This is a genomic window from Paenibacillus sp. FSL M8-0228 (genome assembly GCF_038007385.1).
Lineage (GTDB): Bacteria > Bacillota > Bacilli > Paenibacillales > Paenibacillaceae > Paenibacillus > Paenibacillus polymyxa_D.
The window spans coordinates 356,545-378,677 of sequence record NZ_JBBOXA010000001.1 but is presented as its reverse complement, the minus strand read 5'-3'; the positions used below and the strand labels follow the sequence as shown (position 1 = coordinate 378,677).

Below are 22,133 nucleotides of genomic sequence, written 5' to 3'. Positions count from 1 at the left end.
ATGTTACGCCATAATCTGCAATACTATACTGTTCCCACTAAAGGTAGCGTTACTTTGAATACACTTCCCGTTCCCGGGATACTTTCGGCCGTAATGCTCCCGCCGTGTGCTTCCACGATAGACTGTGTAATGGCCAGACCAAGACCTGCCCCGCCTGAGCTACGTGTACGCGATTCATCTCCACGATAAAAACGCTCAAATATCCGCTCCAGCTGTTCTTTACTCATGCCTGGCCCGTTATCACGAATTTGGATATCCACCAACTTCTTACCTGCAGACAGGTTTACCTGGATTACACCTCTTTCCATATCGGTATGCTGAACCGCATTGTGAAACAGGTTGAGCACGACCTGCTTGATTTTATCCCCTTCTGCCAATACCCGTATACCTGCCGTCATATCAAAAACCACCTTACGTGTACCTGCTAGCATAAGAAGCTGCGGTTTCATTTCCAGCAGCAACGCATCTAGGGGTATGTCTTCCAGCTTTAACTCCGGTGTTCGATCCAGCTTAGCCAACAATAGCAAGTCAGAGACAAGCTTATTCATCCGCTTGGATTCACCATACATACTTTCTAATGCTGATTGGAGCTGCTTCGGATTGGATGCAGCCCCACGAAGCAACACTTCCAAGAAGCCGTGAATAGACGTGAGCGGGGTGCGCAGTTCATGGGAGGCGTCCGCAATAAATCGTCTCATCTGCATCTGCAATTCCCGTTCGGCTGCAAAAGAATGCTCCAGCCGTTCCAGCATTCCGTTAAATGAAACCGCCAAACGATCCACCTCATACTGCCCCTGCTCTGCATCAAAGCGCTCGGCCAGATTGCCGGCATCAATACGTTTGACTGCCTCAACCATCCTGGAAAGGGGTACCAACGTGCGGCGCAGCACCGGAAGCATAAGCGCCAACCCAATCGCAAGTGCAATCAGAGACAATAAAATAAAGGTGCGGAGCTGGTTAATCAACTGCTCTTGCATAGAAGTCGTGGATACGCCCATTTGAAGTAAACCGGAAGAACGGTCAGGTGGACCAAGCGGACGGAATACAACCAGTTGCTCTTTCCCCTGGGCATCCGTGATTAATTGATAGCCGTGACGCATGCGCTTACTCTGCTGCATTGCTTGATACTGCTGAGTGGTGAGACGCGGCGGTTTAAGTCCATTTTCATTGGACAAGCTCTGGAAGGTGCCGTCTATACCTATAGAAGCAAGCGACATATCCGGCCAAAACAGAAACGGTCCCGGTCGATTACTCCTTCGATTGGACTCATCTTGAGGAACGGTTACCCCAGCCCCGCTCTTTTCCTGCGAATCCTTAATCAATAAATCGGCAGGAATTGAATTCAGCTGTGTATTCATGGCTTCTGCCCGACTGCGATACAGAAAATCTTTCATCAGAAAATATTGTAGAAAACCAATCAATACAAGCAACAAAGCCAAAATGAGTAACGTTCTGGCCAAAAGCTGGGATCGGAGAGAACGGAGTGCATATTTTCTCCGACTTTTCCCGCCCGCCTTCATAGCAGATCCACCCGGTATCCCACACCGCGCAGCGTACGAATGACCCGGTGCTCCTTGTCTTTGAGTTTTTCACGCAAGGAGCGAATGTACACCTCAACAATATTATCCTCGCCTCCAAAATCGTACCCCCATACCCGGTCCAGAATACGACTTTTACTTAACACAATCCCGTGATTCAACACCAAAAACTTCAATAGTTCATATTCGGTAGGCGACAGTTCCAGCACCTGACTCTGATAACGGATTTCCTTCCGTCGATCATCCACTTGAAAGGGGCCGTGAACCACTTCTCCCAGCAGATCGGGGAACTGATTGCGCAAGCGCGCTTCAATGCGAGCCAGCAGCTCATTAAAACTGAAGGGTTTTACAACATAATCATCCGCGCCGAGTTTTAATCCCTTTACCCGATCGTCGACATCATCCTTGGCAGTCAGCATAATGACCGCGATGTTATCCTCCGTCTCCTTGAGACTTTGGCACACCTCAAAACCGTTCATTTCCGGCATCATCACATCCAGCACCGCTACATGCGGGCGAAACTCTTTTGCCAAATCGAGCGCTTGACTCCCGTTCTCGGCGGTTCTGACTTCATATCCTTCATTAATCAGTCCAAGCTCTAAAAATTGCAAAATATGAGGCTCATCATCTGCCAGCATAATTTTAACTCCGTGTATTGGATTCATTATTCATCTTCCCTTTCATGTTGCTGCATTTTTCTCATATAAAAGTCGATTCATTTTCACCTGTATCTAATATACCTGAATCCTGTCGCAAAAAAAGCACCCCTGCTCAGCTTTCAGCTAACGTTCAGGGAGCGCTCAGAACGCATTAAGGTACGTCTGGCATGATAATAGCAAGCCGGTAGTTCACCGGGCCAAGATCGGAATAAATACAAAGAAACTTTCACAGGGAGTGGAATGAACATGATTAAGAAATGGTTTAAGACCAGGGCGGACATCCCCCTGATCATCATTATGCTGATATCCGCATTTTTGAACGGATACAACATCTGGCAAGACAAATATGTAAACACCTACTACACGACGGCCGTAGCAAGCATGCTACAAAGCTTTCACAACTTCTTTTTCGCCTCACTTGATTCTGCCGGATCGGTAACGGTAGACAAACCCCCTGTGGTGTTCTGGATTCAGACACTGAGCGCCTATATATTCGGGCTTCACGGATGGAGCGTTATCTTGCCACAGGCGCTGGCTCAAGTCGGATCGGTCTTGCTCGTTTACTTGCTCGTCAAACCGAGCTTCGGTACGATGGCCGCACGTTTGGCCGCCTTCGCCATGGCAACGACACCGATAGCCGTAGCGGTTAGCCGTACGAATAACATCGACGCTATGTTGGTTTTCACACTGTTGCTCGCAACATGGCTATTGTTCAGAGGCCTTAGAAATAGCAAAACCGGGCTGATCCTTGCTGCTTTCGCAGTCGTAGGCATCGCCTTTAACGAAAAAATGTTACAAGCCTATATGATCGTTCCCGCACTGGGTCTGTTCTATCTGCTGGCTTCCAAGTTTAACTGGAAGCGAAAAGCAGCAACACTGGTAGGATCAGCAGTTGTCCTCCTGATCGTATCACTCTCTTGGGCAGTCGTAGTGGACTCTACTCCGGCAGATGAACGCCCTTATATGGGGAGTAGCGGTACGAACTCTGTGCTGAATTTGGCCTTTGGTTATAACGGCCTGTCCCGTCTGACAGGAGATCAGGGTACAGGTGGCAATCGTGGCGGAGAACGTACGGATCGGAACAATAACGCTGCAACGAATAGCAGCAACACAAACACGGATCAGGCTCAGACGACCACATCATTGGACAGCACTACTTCTACAGATGACTCAGGTGCCAACAACATGGGTGCAGGTGGTCAAATGCCACCGGGTGGATTTGGCGGCAACGGACAAGGTGGTCCTGGAGACGGGCAAGGTGGCCAGGGCGGTCCAGGCGGTGGACCGGGAGGGAATTCTGGTGGCGGCATGTTCGGTACTGGCGAAAAAGGACCTTTACGGTTGTTCCAATCCTCCCTGTCAGGTCAAGCCAGCTGGCTGCTTCCATTTGCATTAATTGCTTCCATCGGCCTGCTTGCAAGCATTCGACGTCGTAATATCACACAAAAACACAAAGAGGTCATCTTCTGGCTGACCTGGTTGATTCCCGTAGCTGCATTTTTCAGCGTAGCAGGATTCTTTCATCATTATTACCTGATTATGCTCGCGCCACCAATTGCAGCGCTCTTTGGAGCAGGATTCGTAGAATTGTGGAAGCAGTATCGTGAGCGTTCCAACTGGCTCTCCTGGCTGTTACCCGCAGCAGTATTGGCAACCTCGGTATTTAGCTGGTTTGTTTTGCAAAATTACAACGATACCATTGGCAGCGGCTGGTCCATCACGGTATTGATCTTAGGGATCATCGGCACGGTGCTGCAGGTAGTGGCACGAATGAAATCTGAGAAGTTCACAAGGTTCGCCATCATTGCAAGTGTACTCGCTATGTTTATCGGTCCTGCATATTGGGCATTGACACCGATCATCTACGGAGGGAACAGCATGATTCCACAAGCCGGACCCACTCAATTTGGCGGCGGTGGTGGTGGCGGAATGCCAGGTGGCAATGATCGCAATAGAGGTCAGAGCGCCAATGGACAACAAGCCGAAGGAACTCAAACGAATAACCAGACCAATAATGCAGAGAATTCCAGTCCTGATGGAAATACTTCAAGCACACAAACAAGTACAGACACGGAGCAAAAATCTTCTACCCGTTCCAGAGGAATGGGGGGACCCAACGGTAGCCAAAGCTTAGATCAAAAAACGTTGAGCTATTTGCAAAAAAATAACACAGGTGAAACCTACCTTTTCGCAGCAAGTAATTATTCAACGGCTGCTCCTTACCTGGTCGAGGCCGGACAAAAAGTAATTATTATGAACGGTTTTGTATCTTCCGATCCAGTCTATACCGTCGATAAAATTAAGGCACTGGTCGAAAGCGGCCAAGTGAAGTACTTCATGATTTCTGGTGGAGGCGGCGGACCGGACGGCGGTAACTCTGAAGTCACTACATGGATCAAAGAACACGGCAAGTTGATCCCTACAGATGAATGGAAAACAACAACAGACGAAACAAGTACAGACGTTAAAGCCACCGAGAGCGGAAGCGACACCACGAACAGCAATGCGAACGCCCAGGATGGTCAAGGTGGCCCTGGCGGAGACGAACGTGGCGGAAGCGGTACTTTATACGAAATCACATTATAAATGAGGAGGAACTACGAATGAGTGAACCCATCCGTTATTCCATAGTTATTCCGATGTACAACGAGGAAGCCGTTATTACGGAAACCTACCGGAGGCTGAAACAAGTCATGGGCTCAATGGGTGAGCCCTACGAGCTGATCTTCGTCAATGATGGAAGTTCGGACCGCAGCGTCCAATTGATCAAGGAATTCAGTCTCAGAGATGACACGATTGTATTGATTGATTTCTCTCGCAACTTTGGTCATCAGCTAGCGATTACCGCCGGGATGGATTATGCGGTGGGGGAGGCGGTCGTCGTCATTGACGCCGACCTCCAGGACCCGCCGGAACTGATTGTTGAGATGGCTAACAAGTGGAAGGAAGGCTATGAAGTGGTTTACGCCAAAAGGCTCAAACGCAATGGAGAAACTCGCTTCAAGAAATGGTCTGCCAGCCTCTTCTACCGTGTACTTAAAGCATCAACGGATATTAATATCCCGGTCGACACCGGGGACTTCCGCCTAATGGATCGCAAGGTCATAGAAGAATTGAAACGGCTGCCAGAAAATAACCGATTCGTTCGTGGACTGGTCAGCTGGATCGGATTCAAACAAACTGCTGTAGAATATGAGCGCGACGAGCGGCTCGCAGGCGAAACCAAGTATCCGTTGAAACGAATGATCAAGCTCAGTCTGGACGGGATCACATCCTTTTCGATTAAGCCGCTCAAGCTGGCAGGGTATATCGGTGCACTTCTCTCCATGTCTGGCTTCCTGTATCTGATGTACGTACTGTTTCTCAACTTTTTCACCGACTCCTATGTGATGAAGGGCTGGTCTTCTATGATTAGCATCAGCCTGATTTTCGACGGGGTGATCCTCATCATTCTCGGTATTATGGGTGAATATGTTGGACGGATTTATGATGAAACCAAAGCACGTCCGCTATACATTGTCCGTGAGCATCTGGGTGGACAATATGAAAACGGTCCGACACATGCTATGAAGGCCCCTGAACCACGCGAGTCCCTGTACATGCAAGGAACCCGTGAAAGCCTGATTTCGGCAGGACGCACAGTGCGCGGCAACAGTGCGGTATATACCGGACCCAAATCCGGTCATGGAGCCTAAACTATGAAAAGTCGCATGGCCCAGCTGCTTCCTATGATTCGATTTGGCATTGTAGGTCTGGTGAATACAGGCGTAGATTATATTATTTTTATGCTGCTAGCTTGGGGCGGAGTGCCGGTCATTGTAGCGCAGATCATTTCGTACAGCTGCGGCACAGCCAACAGTTATATTTTGAACAGCAAATGGACATTCAACAAACAACTATCAAACGACACAAACAAGCGTCAATTACCCAAATTTATCGTCATCAACCTGGTCGTATTAGGGATAACCTCCCTATTACTGCAAGTGCTCCACACGGGAACCGAGTTGCCACTTGCTTTAGACAAGCTGATCGCCACCGCAGCCGGAATGATCATCAATTATATGGGGAGCCGATACTGGGTATTTGGTTCCCCATCCCGAAAGGAAAGTGAGTTTCTATGAGAAAAATTACAAAAGCTGTTATTCCAGCCGCCGGATTAGGAACCCGTTTTCTACCAGCTACGAAAGCTTTACCGAAAGAGATGCTTCCCATCGTAGACAAGCCGGCTATTCAATATATCGTAGAAGAAGCTATCAAGTCCGGAATTGAGAGCATCATTATCGTAACGGGGCGTAATAAAAAAGCCATCGAGGATCATTTTGACAAGTCTGTGGAGTTGGAGCAGGTACTGGAGAGCAAAGGTAAATACGATCTTCTGCGTGAAGTTCAAAGCATCGGGGGTAAAGCAGTCATTCACTATATCCGTCAAAAAGAACCTCTCGGCTTGGGACACGCGGTAAGCTGCGCTCGTCAGTTCATCGGCGATGAACCCTTTGCCGTGTTGCTGGGCGATGATATTATGAATTCCTCCACCCCGGCGATCCGTCAAATGATGGATGTCTACGAGGCGACTGGCAAGCAAGTGGTCGGCGTGCGCACGGTGGAAGAACAAGATGTGAGTAAATACGGCATTATTGACTCTACTCACCAGAACGGTCTCATCCACGAAGTCGGCGGGCTTGTTGAAAAACCTTCTCCGGCAGATGCCCCTTCGCGGCAGGCAGTCATTGGTCGGTATGTATTGGAGCCTTCCATTTTCTCTATATTGGAAAACCTGTCCACTGGGGCAGGCGGTGAATATCAATTGACAGACGCACTCCATCAGGTAGCATTGCAGAACCAACTGCTCGCATTGGAACTGGAAGGCACACGTTATGATATTGGAGATAAAGCTGGATATCTGGAAGCCGTGCTCCACATGGGTATGCAACGCGAAGATTTGCGTCCAATGCTTGACTCCATGATGCGCGAGTGGGCGCTTGCTTCAATGATAAAATAGGGAATTTCCCCTCCGAAATCCGACGGGTGCTGTGAAATCACGAGAGTAGATGGATGAACATGTAAACCTGTACAATGTAGGAGTACAGCAGCATTTGAATCTGCTCGGCCGCCCGGTCGAAACTAAGGAGGAAGAGGACCTATAATACCTGAGGGAAATCTGCAAAGCAACGTAGATCGTTTTAGCGGTTTTGCCGACGACTACGATCAGCACCGCCCGGAAGCACCGTCACTCGTCGTGGAAATCGTCAGCCGCTATCTGGAGCGAAACGTAGAGCTCGTTGCCGATATTGGCTGCGGTACAGGACTTTCAACTTTCATATGGGAAAACGCCGCTCGGCAAGTCGTCGGTATCGAGCCTAACTCGGACATGAGAGGAAAAGCGCAGCACAAGCTGGAGACAGCAGGAACGACAAAGGCAGGAACCATTTCCTTCAAAAGCGGGTTCTCCAACAACCTGCCCTTTGAGGACGGAACTGTAGACGTCATCACCTGCTCTCAATCCTTTCACTGGATGGACCCCGAGAGCACGCTTCAGGAAGCGGGCAGGGTCTTGGCTCAGGGCGGCGTGTTCGCAGCCTTTGACTGTGACTGGCCTCCGGTGCTGCAATGGCAGATAGAGCAAGCTTATACAGAGCTTATCACCAAAGCGGATACCCTTTTGGAACAGGAAGCCCCAGTAGAGCAGCAAGCTCATAAATGGAGCAAGGATCGGCATTTAGCTAATCTGCACCGCAGCGGACAATTCCGATATACCCGGGAGATTGTTTTCCACAACCGTGAGCAGTGTGACGCAGCTCGTTATACAGGGCTCGCTCTCAGCCAAGGGGGTATTCAAAGTCTTTTCAAACTTGGCAATCGAGCGCTTGACGAAGATATAGCCCACTTCGTGAAGCAGGTAGAGAATCATTTTCAGGGCAGAACACTAGACATCCTGTTCAGCTATCGTATGCGGCTCGGCATCAAGTAGAAAGAAATCAAGGTCATCGTGGATGACGCGCTCTTCGGATTAGGGCAAAAAAGACTCTCCCTCACCTCGTAAAAACGAGTGCGTACAGGAGAGTCTTTTTCTTCAATAAATAGCCACGCTCATATCCCTGCAAACCTTAGTTGCAGTTCCACTGTGTCTTCAACCTAGGAAGAGCGGACAGCCAATAAGTGCGCCAACCGATCAGGATAGTCCGTGATGATGCCGTTCACCCCGGCCTCCAGCAGTCGCTTCATTTCTTCTGGCTCATTCACCGTCCATGGGTGGTAGACGACGCCTAATGCCAAAGCCTCTGATACAGCTTCTGGTGTAACCACTTGTTTGTAGGCATGAAGTGCGGTAACCCCGAATTGGGTGGCATACTCGGATGGGCGGACCATAATTTCGATATACAGCGCCCCCGTCTTGATTTCAGGAGCAAGCTGCGCACAGAGCGCCAGCGATTCGTGATTAAAGCTGGATATGATTACCTGCTGTTCTAATCCAAAACGCTTCACGGCAGCAATGACCTCTTCCTCCATACCCGGATAGAGATAAATGCTGTTTTTCAACTCTAAATTAATAATTGTATTCGAGGAGGATTGGGCTAGTTCCAGTAGCTCATCCAGCATCGGGACCCGCTCACCTCGAAATTTCTCACCAAACCAGCCGCCCGCATCCAATTTATTTAATTCTTCCAGCGTAATATCCCTTACATCCAGTGAGCAACCTGTCGTACGCTCCAGCGACTCATCGTGAATCAGCACCAGATGCCCATCTTGGGTACGCTGCACATCCGTCTCTATACCTGTTGCTCCCAGTTCCAAGGCGTGGCGGAATGCCGCCATCGTATTTTCAGGACATACACCTGAAGCTCCGCGGTGCGCGAAATTAATCACCTTTTCGGTTACAGTCACAACATAACCCCTCCTGTCATTTCACAGGAACATTATACCTGCTCATTGTTTGGGCAGTATAAAATATTCGTCACAGCTACACTTCTTCTATGCCGTTTGAACAATTTTCCCGATCCACTCGGAATAAAACGTATTCCCGTTCCGTCGATCAAAATCAGCCGCCGCCGACTCTGCCAGTGGCCTAAAATACGCAATGATTTCCGTCAATGTGCGCTCCTCTTTCCCCCATTCCAAGGAAGCCGGCAACCGGATCAACCGTTTTTCTCCCGAAGTATCCAACTTTTGCAGCAGACTCACCATCGTCGCGTAAAAATACATCTGCTCCAGCCCGCTCTCATAGTCTAGCGCCATATGTAGATGACGCTCTACCACTTCGATCCCTTGAACCGGATCAGCAATCGTCAAATATTCGATATGCTCTGCTATCGTTTTCAGAAAGTCACGGTCATCCCGGACTAGGCGATAGCCTTTACGATGCTGCTCCTTTGCCTGATCAACCTCGCCTTGACGATAAAGCGGCAATAGCACCTGCGAGAGCGTCACATGCGGCACTTCTGCACATCTCATACGACCCGACAAAATCGGTTTTGCCACGGCAAGCGCCTGCTCATCCTCTCCGGCCAAGTAGTAGAACCGCACCATTTGGCTCTGCTCGCAGGCTTCACAATCACTCATACTGTCCCGTTCGATCAAGCGGAAGGTATCCAGATATCGCCGTGCTTCTTCCAGATTTCCCATGTCCATCGCGATGCGGAACTTATAATAGTAATATGGACGCTCATTATACCCGTATTCGGCATAACGTCTGCGCATATCCTCCGCCAGATCTTCTATTTGAGTCTTCGATATATTGGAAAAGCTGCACACCTTCCCAAGTATCCATTTGTAATTCCACAACAGCTCATCTGCGTCGTATTCCTCTGGATTTTGATCAAATTGGCCCAACTGCCACGAAAAAGCAATCAGCGACTTCAATGGATATCCGTTAAAAATAGCGCAGTCTACAATCTCTCCCCGAATTTCATAAGCGAGTTCCTTCAATCCGGAAGTGTCTGCCAAGCGAACAGCCTCTTCCAGAATCGCCAGCTTTGCCGCCCCTCCGGGCATATCCTGCGCCTGCTCCATCAATTCATATATTGTCTCTTCCATTTGAATCCTCCCTTAATTACGCAATTACGTATTCTGTCCGTTCCCTAATCCCCAATTGATAAAATGCAGTACACTGCGATTCATCAGTCCCAATTCACTGCGGTTCATCGGGTAGTGCCCCATCATAAGCGCATTCACATACATCATTTCTGTAGCAGCCGTAACCATCTGCGTATCGGTAGCTTCAAGAATTCGGGCCACCACCGGGTTGTTCAGATTAAAGTATAAAGTGGAGTAGCCCGAATTTTGCTGGACTCCTGCTTTCAGACTATCAAGCACATTGGAAAAAAGTGAGGTTGTCTCCTCAACCGTGTTTTCCATGGAGCGCAAGGTCAGTGCATCCTGAGAAATGGTATACAATACTGGCAAACTCGCAGGCTCAAAACGCTTCAACTCAGCGCGACAACGCATTGGCTGCAAAGCAGCATCCATGACACGTAGTACACCGTAATAATTCTCGCGCTCTTCCTGTGTTAGCCCGGTAAATGATAGAGATACTTCCTCAGGGCTAAGACGCTCTGTTTGCAGGTTAGGGTCAATCCAATGCAGCTTTTCCAAAATGTCTGAATCATAAATATAGCCGCCATTGATCACCAACATGGATTGCGCCGCCGCCACATGCGTAATCTGACGATACTCATCTACTGTCGATGTGTAATGCAACGGACGTCCGCCCGCCTCTCGGATCAGTTCACTCAGTTCACGCCGCCCAAATGTACTTTCGAAGGAAAACCAGCGATGCATAATCCGCAGAAATTCATCATCCTCGACCGCGAGCGCCTTCATGGACAGCTCGTGCAAACGAATCCAGTGTTGCAAACGGTCTGGTTCATATTCCGCCATGCGTAGCAGTTCTTCCCGAATACAGGTCCCCAATTCAGAACGAACCGCATCAAGCTGCTCATTTTCATAAAAATATTCACGTGATGCCGTTGGTTGCAATTCATCTGTCCAAATCAGGCTTTTAATGAAGAATGCCCATTCTGGCAATACATTTTCCGCCTTATCGGACACCAACATATGCTTCAAGTACACCCGGTGCAGCCGCTTGCTGTTCAGATTAACACTACGAGGCAAAATGAATGCAATCCCGCCTGTTCTGCCCGATGCCGTCCGCAACGGTATAAAATCACTGAAGCGCTCGCCCATCAGGCGATAGCCTAAATCTAGCACCTCACTACGGCGGCTCCGTAATTGTTCTGGGTCCTGCATCCAGCTCGTCGATGGAAGATTGACGCGCTTGGTCTCCCCGTCTACAGACAGCATGACCGGATACGGCAGCAACGCACCATAATAGAATAAAGACTCCTCTACATGCGCCGGCTCATAATAAAACTCACTTCCCGGCTTGCAGCGCAAATAAATTTGCGTTCCTACAGGCAGTTCGGTCTCCAATCGACGAATCGTATACGTCCCATCCGGCTTCCCTCTCCATTCCATGGAGACGCCTTCCTTCACCGAGCGGGTCAGCACCACAATTTCATCGCTCACCATAAAGCAGGATAGCAACCCAATCCCAAATCGTCCGATAAACGAAGTCTCAGAAGCCAGCAAATCGGCTCCCTTCTTGGAAGACTGACCGATAATCGATAAAAAACGGTGAATGTCTTCTTCTGACAACCCAATGCCGTTATCCTGAATCATCAATACCTGTTGCTCCCCGGCACCAGATAACTCTACGATGACTTTGCCTTCATAGTTGTTACTCTCAGAAGCTGTAGCTTCAAGGGTCTTGTCTTCTTTCAATACTTTACTTTCAGCAGCAACCTTCCGCAGCTCCTTGCGAGCCGTGATCGCATCTGTTGCATTTTGCAGAACCTCACGTATAAACACTCGTGGACTGCTATATAAATGATTGGCCAAAATATCAATCATACCGCCCAAGTTCACTTGAAAACGATATTGGTCTGTTTGACTCATAGAGATCATTCCTTTCTCGAAATGCTACTGCCATCATCTGGTTTAAATAGACTGTCTTTTAAAGTATAACGTGGATTTAAGTCGGATTGCACACCCTGCATTTCAGGTATCAGTACGTTGATAACGATATAACAGGGCCTTTTTTCACCCGGGAAGTCTGGCACTGGGTCTAATTAACTTCACAAAAATGTACGGAGTACGATCACTTAGTGAATAAGGATCATCTTTGTCTAGTTAAATTTAGTAATAAACATAATATTTATTTAAAATCCACCCTTCTCTCAGAACCCTATATCTATGGAGGGACAAATGGCTCATTTTACGCAAAAAGCTCGCATTGCCGCTCTTGTAGTACTCTTACAAGAGAGAATGCGAGCTTATTTAGGTACAGTCGAAGCTGTACCCTTTTACAGAAGAGAATTAATGAGACTTAGCGAGACGGATAACGTTCCACGATGCTTTGCCCAAATGAGCTTTTACAATTCCGTCATCAAGCTTGGCGTTACCGCCGTTGTGAGGCGTAACTTTTTCACCGGCTGGACTGTTGGTCGCTTTAAGATCATCATGCTCCAATACAGTATGCTCGACAATGCGGTAGCCTTCAAAACTGCGTACATCTACTGTCAGCTCCAGCGATTCAGACAAATGACGGTTCACTGCAAAGACAGTCAGCGCGTCTCCCTCTTCATCATAAACTACAGCGCTGTCCAGATAAGGGATGTCTGTGAAGTCCTTGGAGTCGTATTTTTCCGAATCCACGACAGGCATCAGCGATATCCCACGACCATAACGGGAGGCATGCAGATACGGATAGAAGATCGTTTGTTTCCACGCCTTTCCACTATTCTCGGTCATGATTGGCGCAATAACGTTGACCAGTTGGGCGAGACAAGCCATTTTCACACGATCCGCGTGGCGCAGGAACGTAATCAACATGCTGCCTACCAACAATGCATCCTCAAAGTTATAGATATCCTCAAGCTGCGGTGGTGCCACAGACCACGGATCAATTTTTTTGTCCGCATCATTGGAGTGGTACCATACGTTCCATTCGTCAAAGCTGAGCATCATTTTTTTCTTGCTGCGTTTCTTTGCTTTGATATAGTCACAAGTCGAAATGACCGTATGGATAAAATGATCCATATCCATAGAGCGTGCCAGATAATTAGCCGTATCATTGTCATGATTGCCGTAGTATTGGTGCAAGGAAATATAGTCGGCTACCTCATAGGTATGATCCAGTGTGGTTGCTTCCCATTCCGGGAACGTTGGCATCGTGGAACTGGAGCTTCCACAGGATACAAGCTCAATGTCAGGATCAATCAGCTTCATAGCTTTTGCAGATTCAACAGCCAGACGGCCATATTCCTCTGCTGTCTTGTGACCAATCTGCCATGGGCCATCCATCTCGTTACCAAGACACCAGGTTTTAATCTTATGTGGTTGCTCAACCCCGTGACTACGACGTAGATCACTCCAATAGGAGCCGCCTGTGTGGTTGCAATATTCGACCAGATTACGCGCAGCATCAATTCCGCGTGTACCCAGATTAACCGCCATCATGACTTCGGAACCTACATCCTTGGCCCATTTGAAAAATTCATTCGTGCCTACTTCATTTGGCTCGACCGTTCTCCACGCCAGCTCCAACTGTCTAGGTCTGGACGCGACAGGGCCGACACCGTCCTCCCAATTGTAACCGGATACAAAGTTACCGCCCGGATAGCGTATAATAGGAACATCAAGCTGTTTTACCAACTCTTTAACATCATTACGGAAACCGCTTTCATCACTAGTTGAATGAGTAGGCTCGTAAATACCGCCATATACGGCACGCCCGAGATGCTCTACAAAAGAGCCATAAATGCGTTTATCGACTTCAGCAATACGAAAAGATTTGTCTACAATCATCTTTGCTTTTACAGCTGCTGCCACCTAAACCATCCTCTCTGAATGCGAAAATAAAATCCTTTCTACCACCAAGATTAAGAAGCCGTTTTATTTACGGTTTTAATATAACACACCCTATTTATTATAGTCAATATTATCATTAAATACTTAATATATTCATTAACATTTATAATAAACGATAAGCAATTGGTTACGTATTTCTAAATATTTTGTTTTATAAACAAACTTATTGAGTGAATAACCACTTTGCCAAATAATAATAATAACGGATTATAGGTGCGTTCAAAATAGTGCTACTGCCGTATCTTGCAGTCTGTTTTAAATAGTGAATATCAGTCTACCAACAGTTGTTCTAAATATGTATAAATACCACCTATATCGCCCGCGTTTAAGTCTGAGAGGACCCATTCTTTCAAATATCCCTGCTCTGTCCGTATAGATATGTAAATACCTTCAGTTTCCACTTTCACCAGCAAAGAAAGCTCAATATCTACGCCTAATAAAACTCGTTCTTTGGTGCAATCCTCAGTATTCGCAGCCTTTACACACAAAATAGCAATATCCGTATAAGCGTTATATGCCATTTTACCCGCATTATATAACAGTTCCTGTAATCCATTGCTTGCATCCAAAGGGAGCGTATACTCCATATCATGCAACACTGCCGCGGACTGGTCCACCGCGATCCAGCTTTGGTATTCATCCCGGGCAAAGGCCCCTCTCAACTCATGCAAAAAATAAATAATGTCAATGCCCTTATCATAATAAATACAAATATGCGGAATGCGTGAATCCTCTATTGAGCTAGCCTCCTCCTGCGCCATAAAGAGCCCCTCCTCTTGCTGCCACCAGCGCAAATAGCAAGATGAAAAATTCAGTGATGGGGTGTGTCGTTGATTTTTAGAGATATAGACGACATGTTTTCCATACCGTGAAGCCAATTGTTCCACTTCCTGCAAGCTCACTGGCTCCATTTCCCCTAGCAAGACAATCGTATCTGTCAGGTCGCATACCCGTTGTCCACCTTCGAGCGCTGTATCCTGTTGTTCTCGCTCCCGCAGGATGGCTTGTTCGATGATCGCGGCAACTTTGTCGCCAGAGGGTTGAGCTTCACATTGGGTCTGAAAATAATAGGGTGCTTTCGAACTAATTGCACACTCCTCTATAAACACATAGGCGCGCCGTATCCAATCCGGATGTCCGTAACGCATTACGGGTAATTTAGTATCCTGTATCGGAAGATAGCTATACTTATGTAACATATGTTTTAGCTGTTCTATGGAAGGAACAGCTTTGGACTGCTGCAAAACTTTACATATGTGTGCTGTAATCAATGGAGTGGCATAGCTATTGCTGTTGGGACATTGTACAGCCTCTCCAGCTGCACCTACTAGTTCATGCTTGGCAAAAGCGATAAAATCGATACCGCTTGAGAATGCTAACTCAGCATCATATGTATATTGTCCTGCTGTGAGAATACCGCTATGATCGCAGCGCACACCAATCACATTGGCAAAGGAGGCCGGATAAGTAAGAAGTCCTCCGTTTTGTGCAGCACATACTATAATTAATCCCGCCATAGCTGCATCATTTACAGCCTCCCGCAGCATGCTTCGATCTCGATAATTTATACTCCCCAGGCTGATATTTGCTACCTGTACACCATGTTTTACACACCAATCCAGCGCAGCACAAAGCTGAGTTGCATTTCCTTTTCTATGGTTCATTATTTTTACACTGCTAATGATCGCATCTGGAAAATACGTTTGTACAATAGCTGCACATAGCGTACCGTGATTTAAGGTACGTCCATCTTCTACGTCTCCATGAGCTATTTCGACGTTATATAATAATTGGGTGTTTAAAAAGCCAGCATTAACCCCGTCGTCAATAATGGCTACATGAATCTTGCCATTCATGTTTTCTCCCCCTGTCTCTTCGGATTGTGGAATGAATCTCACGGCTCTGTTCCGTTCTATTAGAGTAAGCGGAGGGTGCCTCTGCGAACGATAGCGTTCGTCTGAAAGCACCCTCCTAATTTAGCAAACCATGTACATAATAGCTGGATCAGACTGCAATATTCACCTTCGTGCCTGCAGTCTTCGCCCCGTCTTTGGCCGAGTCCAGATAAGCATTGAGCTCTTGTTCAGTCCACACCCTGCCTGCCTCTGGATTTGCCTCCTGCTCTTCCTTAGGTTCAACCCGATCTGTAATCATCGGTTCGTTATTCACTGCTTCACTGATACGCTCATTAATATTCGCAGCGATTTCCATGATCTTTCCATTAAGTCCTTCTGCCTTTTCACGCAAAGACGCTGATTTTGCAGGGTTAGCGTTTTCCCACCCCTTAGCCTCGCTTCCCAATGTGATTTGTGCCGTTTTGGCTATTTTGGCACTCTTCAACTCATTGTTTGCAGATACAACACTATGCATTGTATAGGTGACCAATCTTTGCTGCTGCTCCTCAGCAGTCTTAGGCGTATATTCTTCCTTTCTACCTTTTTGAGCTTCTTTTTTACTCTCCTCATCCATGCCTAAAGCCTTTTTTTGCTCTTCCAGTGACTGCTTTTGAATGTTCTCGTCAATTTGCTGAATCTGTTTATCTATCTCTTCCATTTCAGCTTTTACAGCTTCTGGACCGAGACCACGCTTGAGCGCATTACTTAAATAGTCCGAACGCCTCTCCATCAAATTTTGCTTTTGTTCTGTCAATTGTTGAATAACCTTGTTTTGTGGCTTGCCTATACCCTTCTTTTCAGCCTGAGCGGAAAAGGGATGCCGTAGTTCAAGTCGGTTGTTATCTGCGGTGCGGAACGGCGATTGGTGAGATGATGTAAATGATACATTCATCCTAAAACCTCCAATTCTCTTCTAAATGAGGATTTTTTCAAAAATCGAGTAAGCGACTGAAATCGAATTTTGCAAAATCCTGAAATAAGTGATTCTAGAGGTATATCGGATATTTTTGTATGTTTTTGTATGTTTTATCATCATTTTCACAAATCCTTCATTCCTTTTCCACTGTTAAGCAGCCCTTTATCGTCTCATACAAGCTGTTATATGTAAGCAACCCCCCTCCCACTATACGCTCTTCCGGAATTAGGATAGCAAAACTTTTTTCCACTTCAAATAATAGATATACCAGATCCCTGGGGAACAACCCCATATCAGGCCCCAGTAATGTAGCCTCTTTATTGATCTCGCCCGCTTTTATTTTAAAAAGCTTCCAAAATATATTTTCCAGTGTCATTCCTGTTCCCGTTACATCCTGAGTAAAGTTCATGTTCTTCCCTCCATTACAACTGAACTACATGATGATCAACCGAAAAATAATGTAAAATATTCTCCGTCAGCCTATTCATATCTTCATCGTTGGACAGATGGAGTACGGGCACGGAATAATTGGAAAATTCCTGTTTTTTCTCTTCCACGAAACGATGATCAACAGATGCATATTGCATATTGACCGTGGAAGAAGAGTAACTGTCGAATACATTGTTACATATGGCGTATCCCAATAAGGAAGAGGAAAAGCGGTTTTCCATGTACTGTTTCACATGCTCCAAATATTTTATATTGTATTCATCATAGTGAAGACAACAGATCAGTCCATCCGGTCTGACAGCACGGGATACCAAAAAAGAGGTTACTCCAAAATAATTCGTGAACGTATTGTTAAAAGGAACAATCCCACCTGGAATGCCCACGAGTATTAGATCAGGCTTTTCGCTCTGCTCTATTTTTTTCAAATACCGATTAAACATGATAATCTTCTGGGTTTCCGTCATACCGCTCTCAAACATAAACTGTGGAAAAGAATGTGCACCAATCAGCTCCCCGCATCCATTAGATGTGATTTGTGACACCCGATATCCTTGTGCTTCAAGCTTCTGCCGAAGGTTAAACTGTAAATTAAGCTTATGCGTTCGCTCGTTCAACCCTAATACAAATAGAACCGGTGTAAAAAAATCATGAATAACAGAGCCCGGGTCAGGCGGTAAAATATCTTTCGTGCGTACATCAAATGTATTTTTTAAAATCAGCTTGTCCTCATGCTCCTCACAGGGTTCGATGAATTCCATACATGAGTCTGGCAAAGTGAAATTACACATGACTTTTTTGCCAAGTTGTCCAGCCTTCTTGATCACGGGAAGATACACCTCAGCTACATCCAGCTTGAAATTGGATTTCACCAGTAATATAGCATCACAACGCTCCATTTCTTGCTCCAAACAAGACTCTGGCTTCACGATGAAGCCTGTCACTTCCCCCTTGTCCGTTACACAGGCATCTTTCCCGATCATCCCCGACCCTTGAAAAGAAATAAGGACAACTTCCTCATAACTTCCTAATAGATTCAAGTTCCTAACTAGGGCTATCGTTTCATAATCAAACGGAAAAATGATTAATTTATTGGTCATGGAGACACCCCTCATGCTTTTTCAAAATCGAGAATCGTATCCTCGGAGAAATCATAGCCCAGCTCATTCATCATGCAATAATCAAGTAGGGTGTGCCGAATATCGTTTTTGACTACCGAACAATGACTCAGCTTCTTTTCCTTGGACAAGGTATGCAAATCATCTGCTACAGCAACACACAACGTACAAAAGCGGAAATTCCAACAGTTTTTACATGCATCCTCCGTGATTGTCCCTACATTCAAAATCCGGTTGATTTTATCCACTTCAAAGCCCGTGTCCACCGTTCCAATCTGCACCACTTCCGACTGCTCACTGACCCGTTCACATGGATACAGATTTCCATGCACATCCGCAAACAATCGCTGTACACCAGGCACACAGGGTCCGCCATGATGCGCCTCTATCGGCATCCCCGCAGAAGGCTTTCTATAATGAAACATTCGGAAATATATCTGAATATAATAGTCCTTAATCAGCTTCGAGACATGGCTTTCATCTACTCTCCCAAATTTGGAAAGCATCATTTTAACTACCTCATAGCCCCTCTGCTCAATAAATTCATTCCTGTACAAAATTTCATCCTTCACATAAGCATCGTTAATGTAGGAGGACCTTACACTGTACAGACTTTCGAAGGTTTCATAATTCGTATAAAAATCATTGATACAACCAAAATCATTACGGGTATCCAGCACTACATTAAAATTAATCCATTCAAAGAGGTCCGGGTAATTTCTCTTAATTTTATCTACATTGGCAATAATGGTATCAAAGGAGCCTCGTCCGTTAACAGCAAATCGTCTATTTCTATCATGATTCTCTTGATCTCCATCCAGACTGATCGTAAGTACAAAACGATGCTCATCCAGAAAGTCCAAAATATCGTCATTAAGTAGCGTACCGTTGGTCGTCAAATGAAAACCTACATCTCTATACGCCACCTGCTCCTTGATATATTCGACACATTTCTTGACCAACGGGAAATTAATGAGCGGCTCTCCCCCATAAAAACCGAAATCCAGACGGTCACTGTCTACTGATCTATCAATGACAAAATCAATACACTTGCGCGCTGTCTCAAAATCCATCATCAGATTCGTATGACCTCGATTGTCATATCCTCCTGAATAAACGCAGTAAGAGCATCTAAGATTACAATTTTGAGTTACCTGTAAGGTGAGGGTTTTCAGCTGATGCTGAAGCATATGCTCCAGGTGCTTTGTCTTGGGATGATTCATAATCTGCGGACGCTGTGAAGATAAAAATCCGTTATCCAACAAGTCACGGATATACTGCTGCAATTCCGGTGTAGCCTCCATCTGATCCAGGTTGAAGCTGGAATGCGAATTCAGAAAATGATAAGCCTCCTCTTTAATCCGCAAAATTAAATTAGTATTTACATCATATACATAATGGTGGAGTCTCGTTTGAAATGTGTATATAAAGGGTTGGCACATGTTCATGATTCACACCTACTCTGTTTTGATGTGGACAGAAGCCTGGAATGTCCAGGCTCCTCCATACAGGTATAAGCTTAATAATTACCAATTCCAGTTCCATTATCTCTGCGATAAGAACCGTCACTTTCTCGCGATGTATTGGAGCTTCGAGTCAGACTGCCTGCGCAATAACAGGAGCAAGGACAGTAACAGGAACAACCACAGCCAAATGCCTCAATCGTGTCGCCTACATTCGCGCTTCTTTTCACAAGCTTACGCATGTTAAACTACTCCTCCCATTCATGATATGATTTAAAAAGGTGTTCACCTATACTAATTCCGTACATGGTGTTAAATCACACTATGAATGCGTTTGTTTTTTTCATCATTTTATGGGGACCTCTTCTTTCTCTAATACCCATCCTCTGTATTCCGCATGACAGGTCATAAAATGGGAGTGTGATCCTATTTGGGCTGGTTCGCCGTTCTCCAACAAAATAACTCTATCGACATGCGCTAATATCTCGCTGCGATGTGTAACGATGATTACGGTCTTGTCACGCAATCGGGTCTTCAACAATCGCTGAACATTTAGCCTAGCTTCTGTGTCCAGATTGGAGGTCACCTCGTCGAGAATAAACAATGACGCTTCCCTGATCAATGCCCGGGCCATAGCAATTTTCTGTCTTTGCCCACCCGACAATCTGGAGCCGTTCGAGCCTATGAGGAAGTCATCTGCCGAGTTCTGAACCAATTCTTCCAGGCCAATCTCCGCGATAATAGCCTCTATTGCATCATTAGTGACTTCTGTGCCTATGCGGATGTTGCCAAAAATAGTAGTATCAAATAAATACACCTGCTGACTGACCAAAGCTATTTGACTTCGATACTCATCTATTTCATAGCTTTGGATGTCAATGCCGTCATAGGTGATTATCCCCTGATCAGGCTGGCTGAATCTCATCATCAAATCCAGCAGCGTAGACTTCCCTGCCCCATTTGCTCCAATGATAGCTACCTTTTCCCCTCGGGCAATCCTAAAGTTCACGTCGGATAGGACGGGTTCATCCTTGGTATAAGAAAAAGAAACATGATGAAATGCAATGTGATCTTCGAATGGCGGCTCAGTTAGTATAGACGCTGGGGTGACTGAATTAGATGTCTCTTCCTCTGCCCAGTCCAAGAACTGATAATATCGAATGGCGGAGGGAACGACTTCAGCCAGCATGTAGCCAATGTTTAAAATAGCGAAAACAGGAGTGGTAACATAAGCACTGTAAGAAACAAAGGCAAAAATCCCCCCTACAGTGAGCTGTAAACGAAAGATAAGATTAGCTCCCACAACGTACACAAGCATCATTAGAAGCTGAATTAAAATAGATTCCGAAGCGATATTCCAGGCGTCCAGAAGTGACAATTTCCGTTCTGAATCTACAATTCGACGCTGCTTGGTTGAGAACTGCTGATGCTTATGTGGAATAAGACCAAACATTCGCTGCTCCTTCATGCCCCCGACAGATTCCCCAAACCACTGGGCAAAATCACTACTGCCTTCAATAAAATCCCCTACCAGTTTTTTTCTACGCTTCACAAAGTACTTCACCACAACATATTTGATGGGTAAAAAAAGCAGCACGATTACAGTCATTTTCCAGTTAATGAGCAGCAAACCACATAAACCACCAATCATGCTGAACGCCTGCATAATTACAAAAAATACTCCACTATCTGTGATCCTTGATACATTGCCTACATCCGTGCCAATTTGGTTCAGCAACTCCGCTTCATTAGTTCGGTTAAAATAGCTCATTCGTACTCTTGTCAGATGTAAATACGCTTTTTCAAATAAAGAAAAGGTAACCTGTGCGCTTAAACCTGCCCGAAAGGTTTCTTTACACACATTCAGCAGCTTGTCCAAGCAAACGATTAAAAACGCAGCAGAAGTGTACAGGATTACAGCCTGCATATTCCCTTTCAGAAGACCTTGATCCACAATAACCTTGCTTGTTAAAGGCAATAATATATTCAAGCCCGCTGATAGGATGAGACATATCAAAATGATAGTGACCGTCTTCAGATAAGGCCTAAATGTTGCCACCAGACGTTTATATACTATGGATTCTTTCATCCTTTTCCCCCTTTCATCAGATGTACCTTCTCCCCCTATTAACTAATTCCGTATCAGAATCAAAATCACCTTAAAACATCTTT

General features: G+C 46.0%; 18 protein-coding genes. 5 read left to right on the top strand and 13 right to left on the bottom strand.

Annotated elements, in window-relative coordinates; translation table 11 throughout:
• Positions 1 to 23: 23 nt before the first annotated feature.
• Positions 24 to 1,520, bottom strand: coding sequence for a sensor histidine kinase (locus tag MKY98_RS01630; RefSeq protein WP_029516828.1), 1,497 nt, complete (start codon positions 1,518 to 1,520; stop codon positions 24 to 26).
• Positions 1,517 to 2,203: a response regulator transcription factor gene (locus MKY98_RS01625; protein ID WP_029516829.1), complete on the bottom strand. Its 687-nt coding sequence runs from the start codon at positions 2,201 to 2,203 to the stop codon at positions 1,517 to 1,519. The genes MKY98_RS01630 and MKY98_RS01625 overlap by 4 nt, the downstream gene beginning before the upstream one ends.
• Before the next feature lie 240 nt (positions 2,204 to 2,443).
• On the opposite strand from MKY98_RS01625, the gene MKY98_RS01620 reads away from it, so the two are divergent.
• From MKY98_RS01620 to MKY98_RS01600, 5 genes are all read left to right on the top strand, one after another.
• Positions 2,444 to 4,783 carry a glycosyltransferase family 39 protein gene (locus MKY98_RS01620; protein WP_081317504.1) on the top strand — a complete coding sequence of 780 codons (2,340 nt, stop codon included), beginning with the start codon at positions 2,444 to 2,446 and terminating at the stop codon, positions 4,781 to 4,783.
• 17 nt (positions 4,784 to 4,800) lie between these two features.
• Positions 4,801 to 5,892: a glycosyltransferase family 2 protein gene (locus MKY98_RS01615; protein WP_069010087.1), complete on the top strand. Its 1,092-nt coding sequence runs from the start codon at positions 4,801 to 4,803 to the stop codon at positions 5,890 to 5,892.
• A gap of 3 nt (positions 5,893 to 5,895) precedes the next feature.
• Positions 5,896 to 6,318 (top strand): GtrA family protein, encoded by a 423-nt coding sequence (locus MKY98_RS01610; RefSeq protein WP_069010088.1) that lies wholly within the window; start codon positions 5,896 to 5,898, stop codon positions 6,316 to 6,318.
• Positions 6,315 to 7,196, top strand: coding sequence for a UTP--glucose-1-phosphate uridylyltransferase GalU (galU, locus tag MKY98_RS01605; RefSeq protein ID WP_023986636.1), 882 nt, complete (start codon positions 6,315 to 6,317; stop codon positions 7,194 to 7,196). The genes MKY98_RS01610 and galU overlap by 4 nt, the downstream gene beginning before the upstream one ends.
• Positions 7,197 to 7,337: 141 nt before the next feature.
• A complete protein-coding gene (locus MKY98_RS01600; RefSeq protein WP_069010090.1) occupies positions 7,338 to 8,165 on the top strand; it encodes a class I SAM-dependent methyltransferase in 828 nt (275 codons plus the stop codon).
• A gap of 164 nt (positions 8,166 to 8,329) precedes the next feature.
• On the opposite strand, the gene MKY98_RS01595 is transcribed toward MKY98_RS01600, so the two are convergent.
• The 11 genes from MKY98_RS01595 to MKY98_RS01545 form a co-directional block, all read right to left on the bottom strand.
• Positions 8,330 to 9,079 (bottom strand): glycerophosphodiester phosphodiesterase, encoded by a 750-nt coding sequence (locus MKY98_RS01595; protein ID WP_069010092.1) that lies wholly within the window; start codon positions 9,077 to 9,079, stop codon positions 8,330 to 8,332.
• A gap of 87 nt (positions 9,080 to 9,166) precedes the next feature.
• Complete coding sequence (locus MKY98_RS01590; RefSeq protein ID WP_029516835.1) at positions 9,167 to 10,228, bottom strand: hypothetical protein; 1,062 nt, start codon at positions 10,226 to 10,228, stop codon at positions 9,167 to 9,169.
• A gap of 24 nt (positions 10,229 to 10,252) precedes the next feature.
• The gene (locus MKY98_RS01585; protein WP_069010094.1) at positions 10,253 to 12,148 is read right to left on the bottom strand and encodes an HSP90 family protein; all 1,896 of its coding nucleotides are present in this window, start codon (positions 12,146 to 12,148) and stop codon (positions 10,253 to 10,255) included.
• A gap of 420 nt (positions 12,149 to 12,568) precedes the next feature.
• Positions 12,569 to 14,083, bottom strand: coding sequence for an arabinosylfuranosidase ArfA (gene arfA, locus MKY98_RS01580; RefSeq protein WP_029516837.1), 1,515 nt, complete (start codon positions 14,081 to 14,083; stop codon positions 12,569 to 12,571).
• Positions 14,084 to 14,391: 308 nt separating this feature from the next.
• Positions 14,392 to 15,978 (bottom strand): S8 family serine peptidase, encoded by a 1,587-nt coding sequence (locus tag MKY98_RS01575; RefSeq protein ID WP_069010096.1) that lies wholly within the window; start codon positions 15,976 to 15,978, stop codon positions 14,392 to 14,394.
• A gap of 148 nt (positions 15,979 to 16,126) precedes the next feature.
• A complete protein-coding gene (locus MKY98_RS01570) occupies positions 16,127 to 16,909 on the bottom strand; it encodes a muscle M-line assembly protein unc-89 Uncoordinated protein 89 (protein ID WP_069010098.1) in 783 nt (260 codons plus the stop codon).
• 157 nt (positions 16,910 to 17,066) lie between these two features.
• Positions 17,067 to 17,342: a peptide maturation system acyl carrier-related protein gene (locus MKY98_RS01565; RefSeq protein ID WP_069010100.1), complete on the bottom strand. Its 276-nt coding sequence runs from the start codon at positions 17,340 to 17,342 to the stop codon at positions 17,067 to 17,069.
• Positions 17,343 to 17,355: 13 nt separating this feature from the next.
• The gene (locus MKY98_RS01560; protein WP_069010102.1) at positions 17,356 to 18,480 is read right to left on the bottom strand and encodes a TIGR04066 family peptide maturation system protein; all 1,125 of its coding nucleotides are present in this window, start codon (positions 18,478 to 18,480) and stop codon (positions 17,356 to 17,358) included.
• A gap of 11 nt (positions 18,481 to 18,491) precedes the next feature.
• Positions 18,492 to 19,946 (bottom strand): Cys-rich peptide radical SAM maturase CcpM, encoded by a 1,455-nt coding sequence (gene ccpM, locus MKY98_RS01555; RefSeq protein ID WP_245231681.1) that lies wholly within the window; start codon positions 19,944 to 19,946, stop codon positions 18,492 to 18,494.
• A gap of 71 nt (positions 19,947 to 20,017) precedes the next feature.
• Positions 20,018 to 20,203 carry a CLI_3235 family bacteriocin precursor gene (locus tag MKY98_RS01550; RefSeq protein WP_080710748.1) on the bottom strand — a complete coding sequence of 62 codons (186 nt, stop codon included), beginning with the start codon at positions 20,201 to 20,203 and terminating at the stop codon, positions 20,018 to 20,020.
• Between the two features lie 104 nt (positions 20,204 to 20,307).
• Entirely contained in the window at positions 20,308 to 22,050 is a 1,743-nt protein-coding gene (locus tag MKY98_RS01545) for an ABC transporter ATP-binding protein (RefSeq protein WP_069010104.1), read from the bottom strand.
• Positions 22,051 to 22,133 lie beyond the last annotated feature (83 nt).

Coding starts and splice junctions, on each gene's coding strand:
- MKY98_RS01630 (WP_029516828.1), bottom strand. CDS start 1,520: ATGAAGGCGGGCGGGAAAAGTCGGAGAAAATATGCACTCCGTTCTCTC.
- MKY98_RS01625 (WP_029516829.1), bottom strand. CDS start 2,203: ATGAATCCAATACACGGAGTTAAAATTATGCTGGCAGATGATGAGCCT.
- MKY98_RS01620 (WP_081317504.1), top strand. CDS start 2,444: ATGATTAAGAAATGGTTTAAGACCAGGGCGGACATCCCCCTGATCATC.
- MKY98_RS01615 (WP_069010087.1), top strand. CDS start 4,801: ATGAGTGAACCCATCCGTTATTCCATAGTTATTCCGATGTACAACGAG.
- MKY98_RS01610 (WP_069010088.1), top strand. CDS start 5,896: ATGAAAAGTCGCATGGCCCAGCTGCTTCCTATGATTCGATTTGGCATT.
- galU (WP_023986636.1), top strand. CDS start 6,315: ATGAGAAAAATTACAAAAGCTGTTATTCCAGCCGCCGGATTAGGAACC.
- MKY98_RS01590 (WP_029516835.1), bottom strand. CDS start 10,228: ATGGAAGAGACAATATATGAATTGATGGAGCAGGCGCAGGATATGCCC.
- MKY98_RS01585 (WP_069010094.1), bottom strand. CDS start 12,148: ATGAGTCAAACAGACCAATATCGTTTTCAAGTGAACTTGGGCGGTATG.
- MKY98_RS01575 (WP_069010096.1), bottom strand. CDS start 15,978: ATGAATGGCAAGATTCATGTAGCCATTATTGACGACGGGGTTAATGCT.
- MKY98_RS01570 (WP_069010098.1), bottom strand. CDS start 16,909: ATGAATGTATCATTTACATCATCTCACCAATCGCCGTTCCGCACCGCA.
- MKY98_RS01565 (WP_069010100.1), bottom strand. CDS start 17,342: ATGAACTTTACTCAGGATGTAACGGGAACAGGAATGACACTGGAAAAT.
- MKY98_RS01560 (WP_069010102.1), bottom strand. CDS start 18,480: ATGACCAATAAATTAATCATTTTTCCGTTTGATTATGAAACGATAGCC.
- ccpM (WP_245231681.1), bottom strand. CDS start 19,946: ATGAACATGTGCCAACCCTTTATATACACATTTCAAACGAGACTCCAC.
- MKY98_RS01550 (WP_080710748.1), bottom strand. CDS start 20,203: ATGCGTAAGCTTGTGAAAAGAAGCGCGAATGTAGGCGACACGATTGAG.
- MKY98_RS01545 (WP_069010104.1), bottom strand. CDS start 22,050: ATGAAAGAATCCATAGTATATAAACGTCTGGTGGCAACATTTAGGCCT.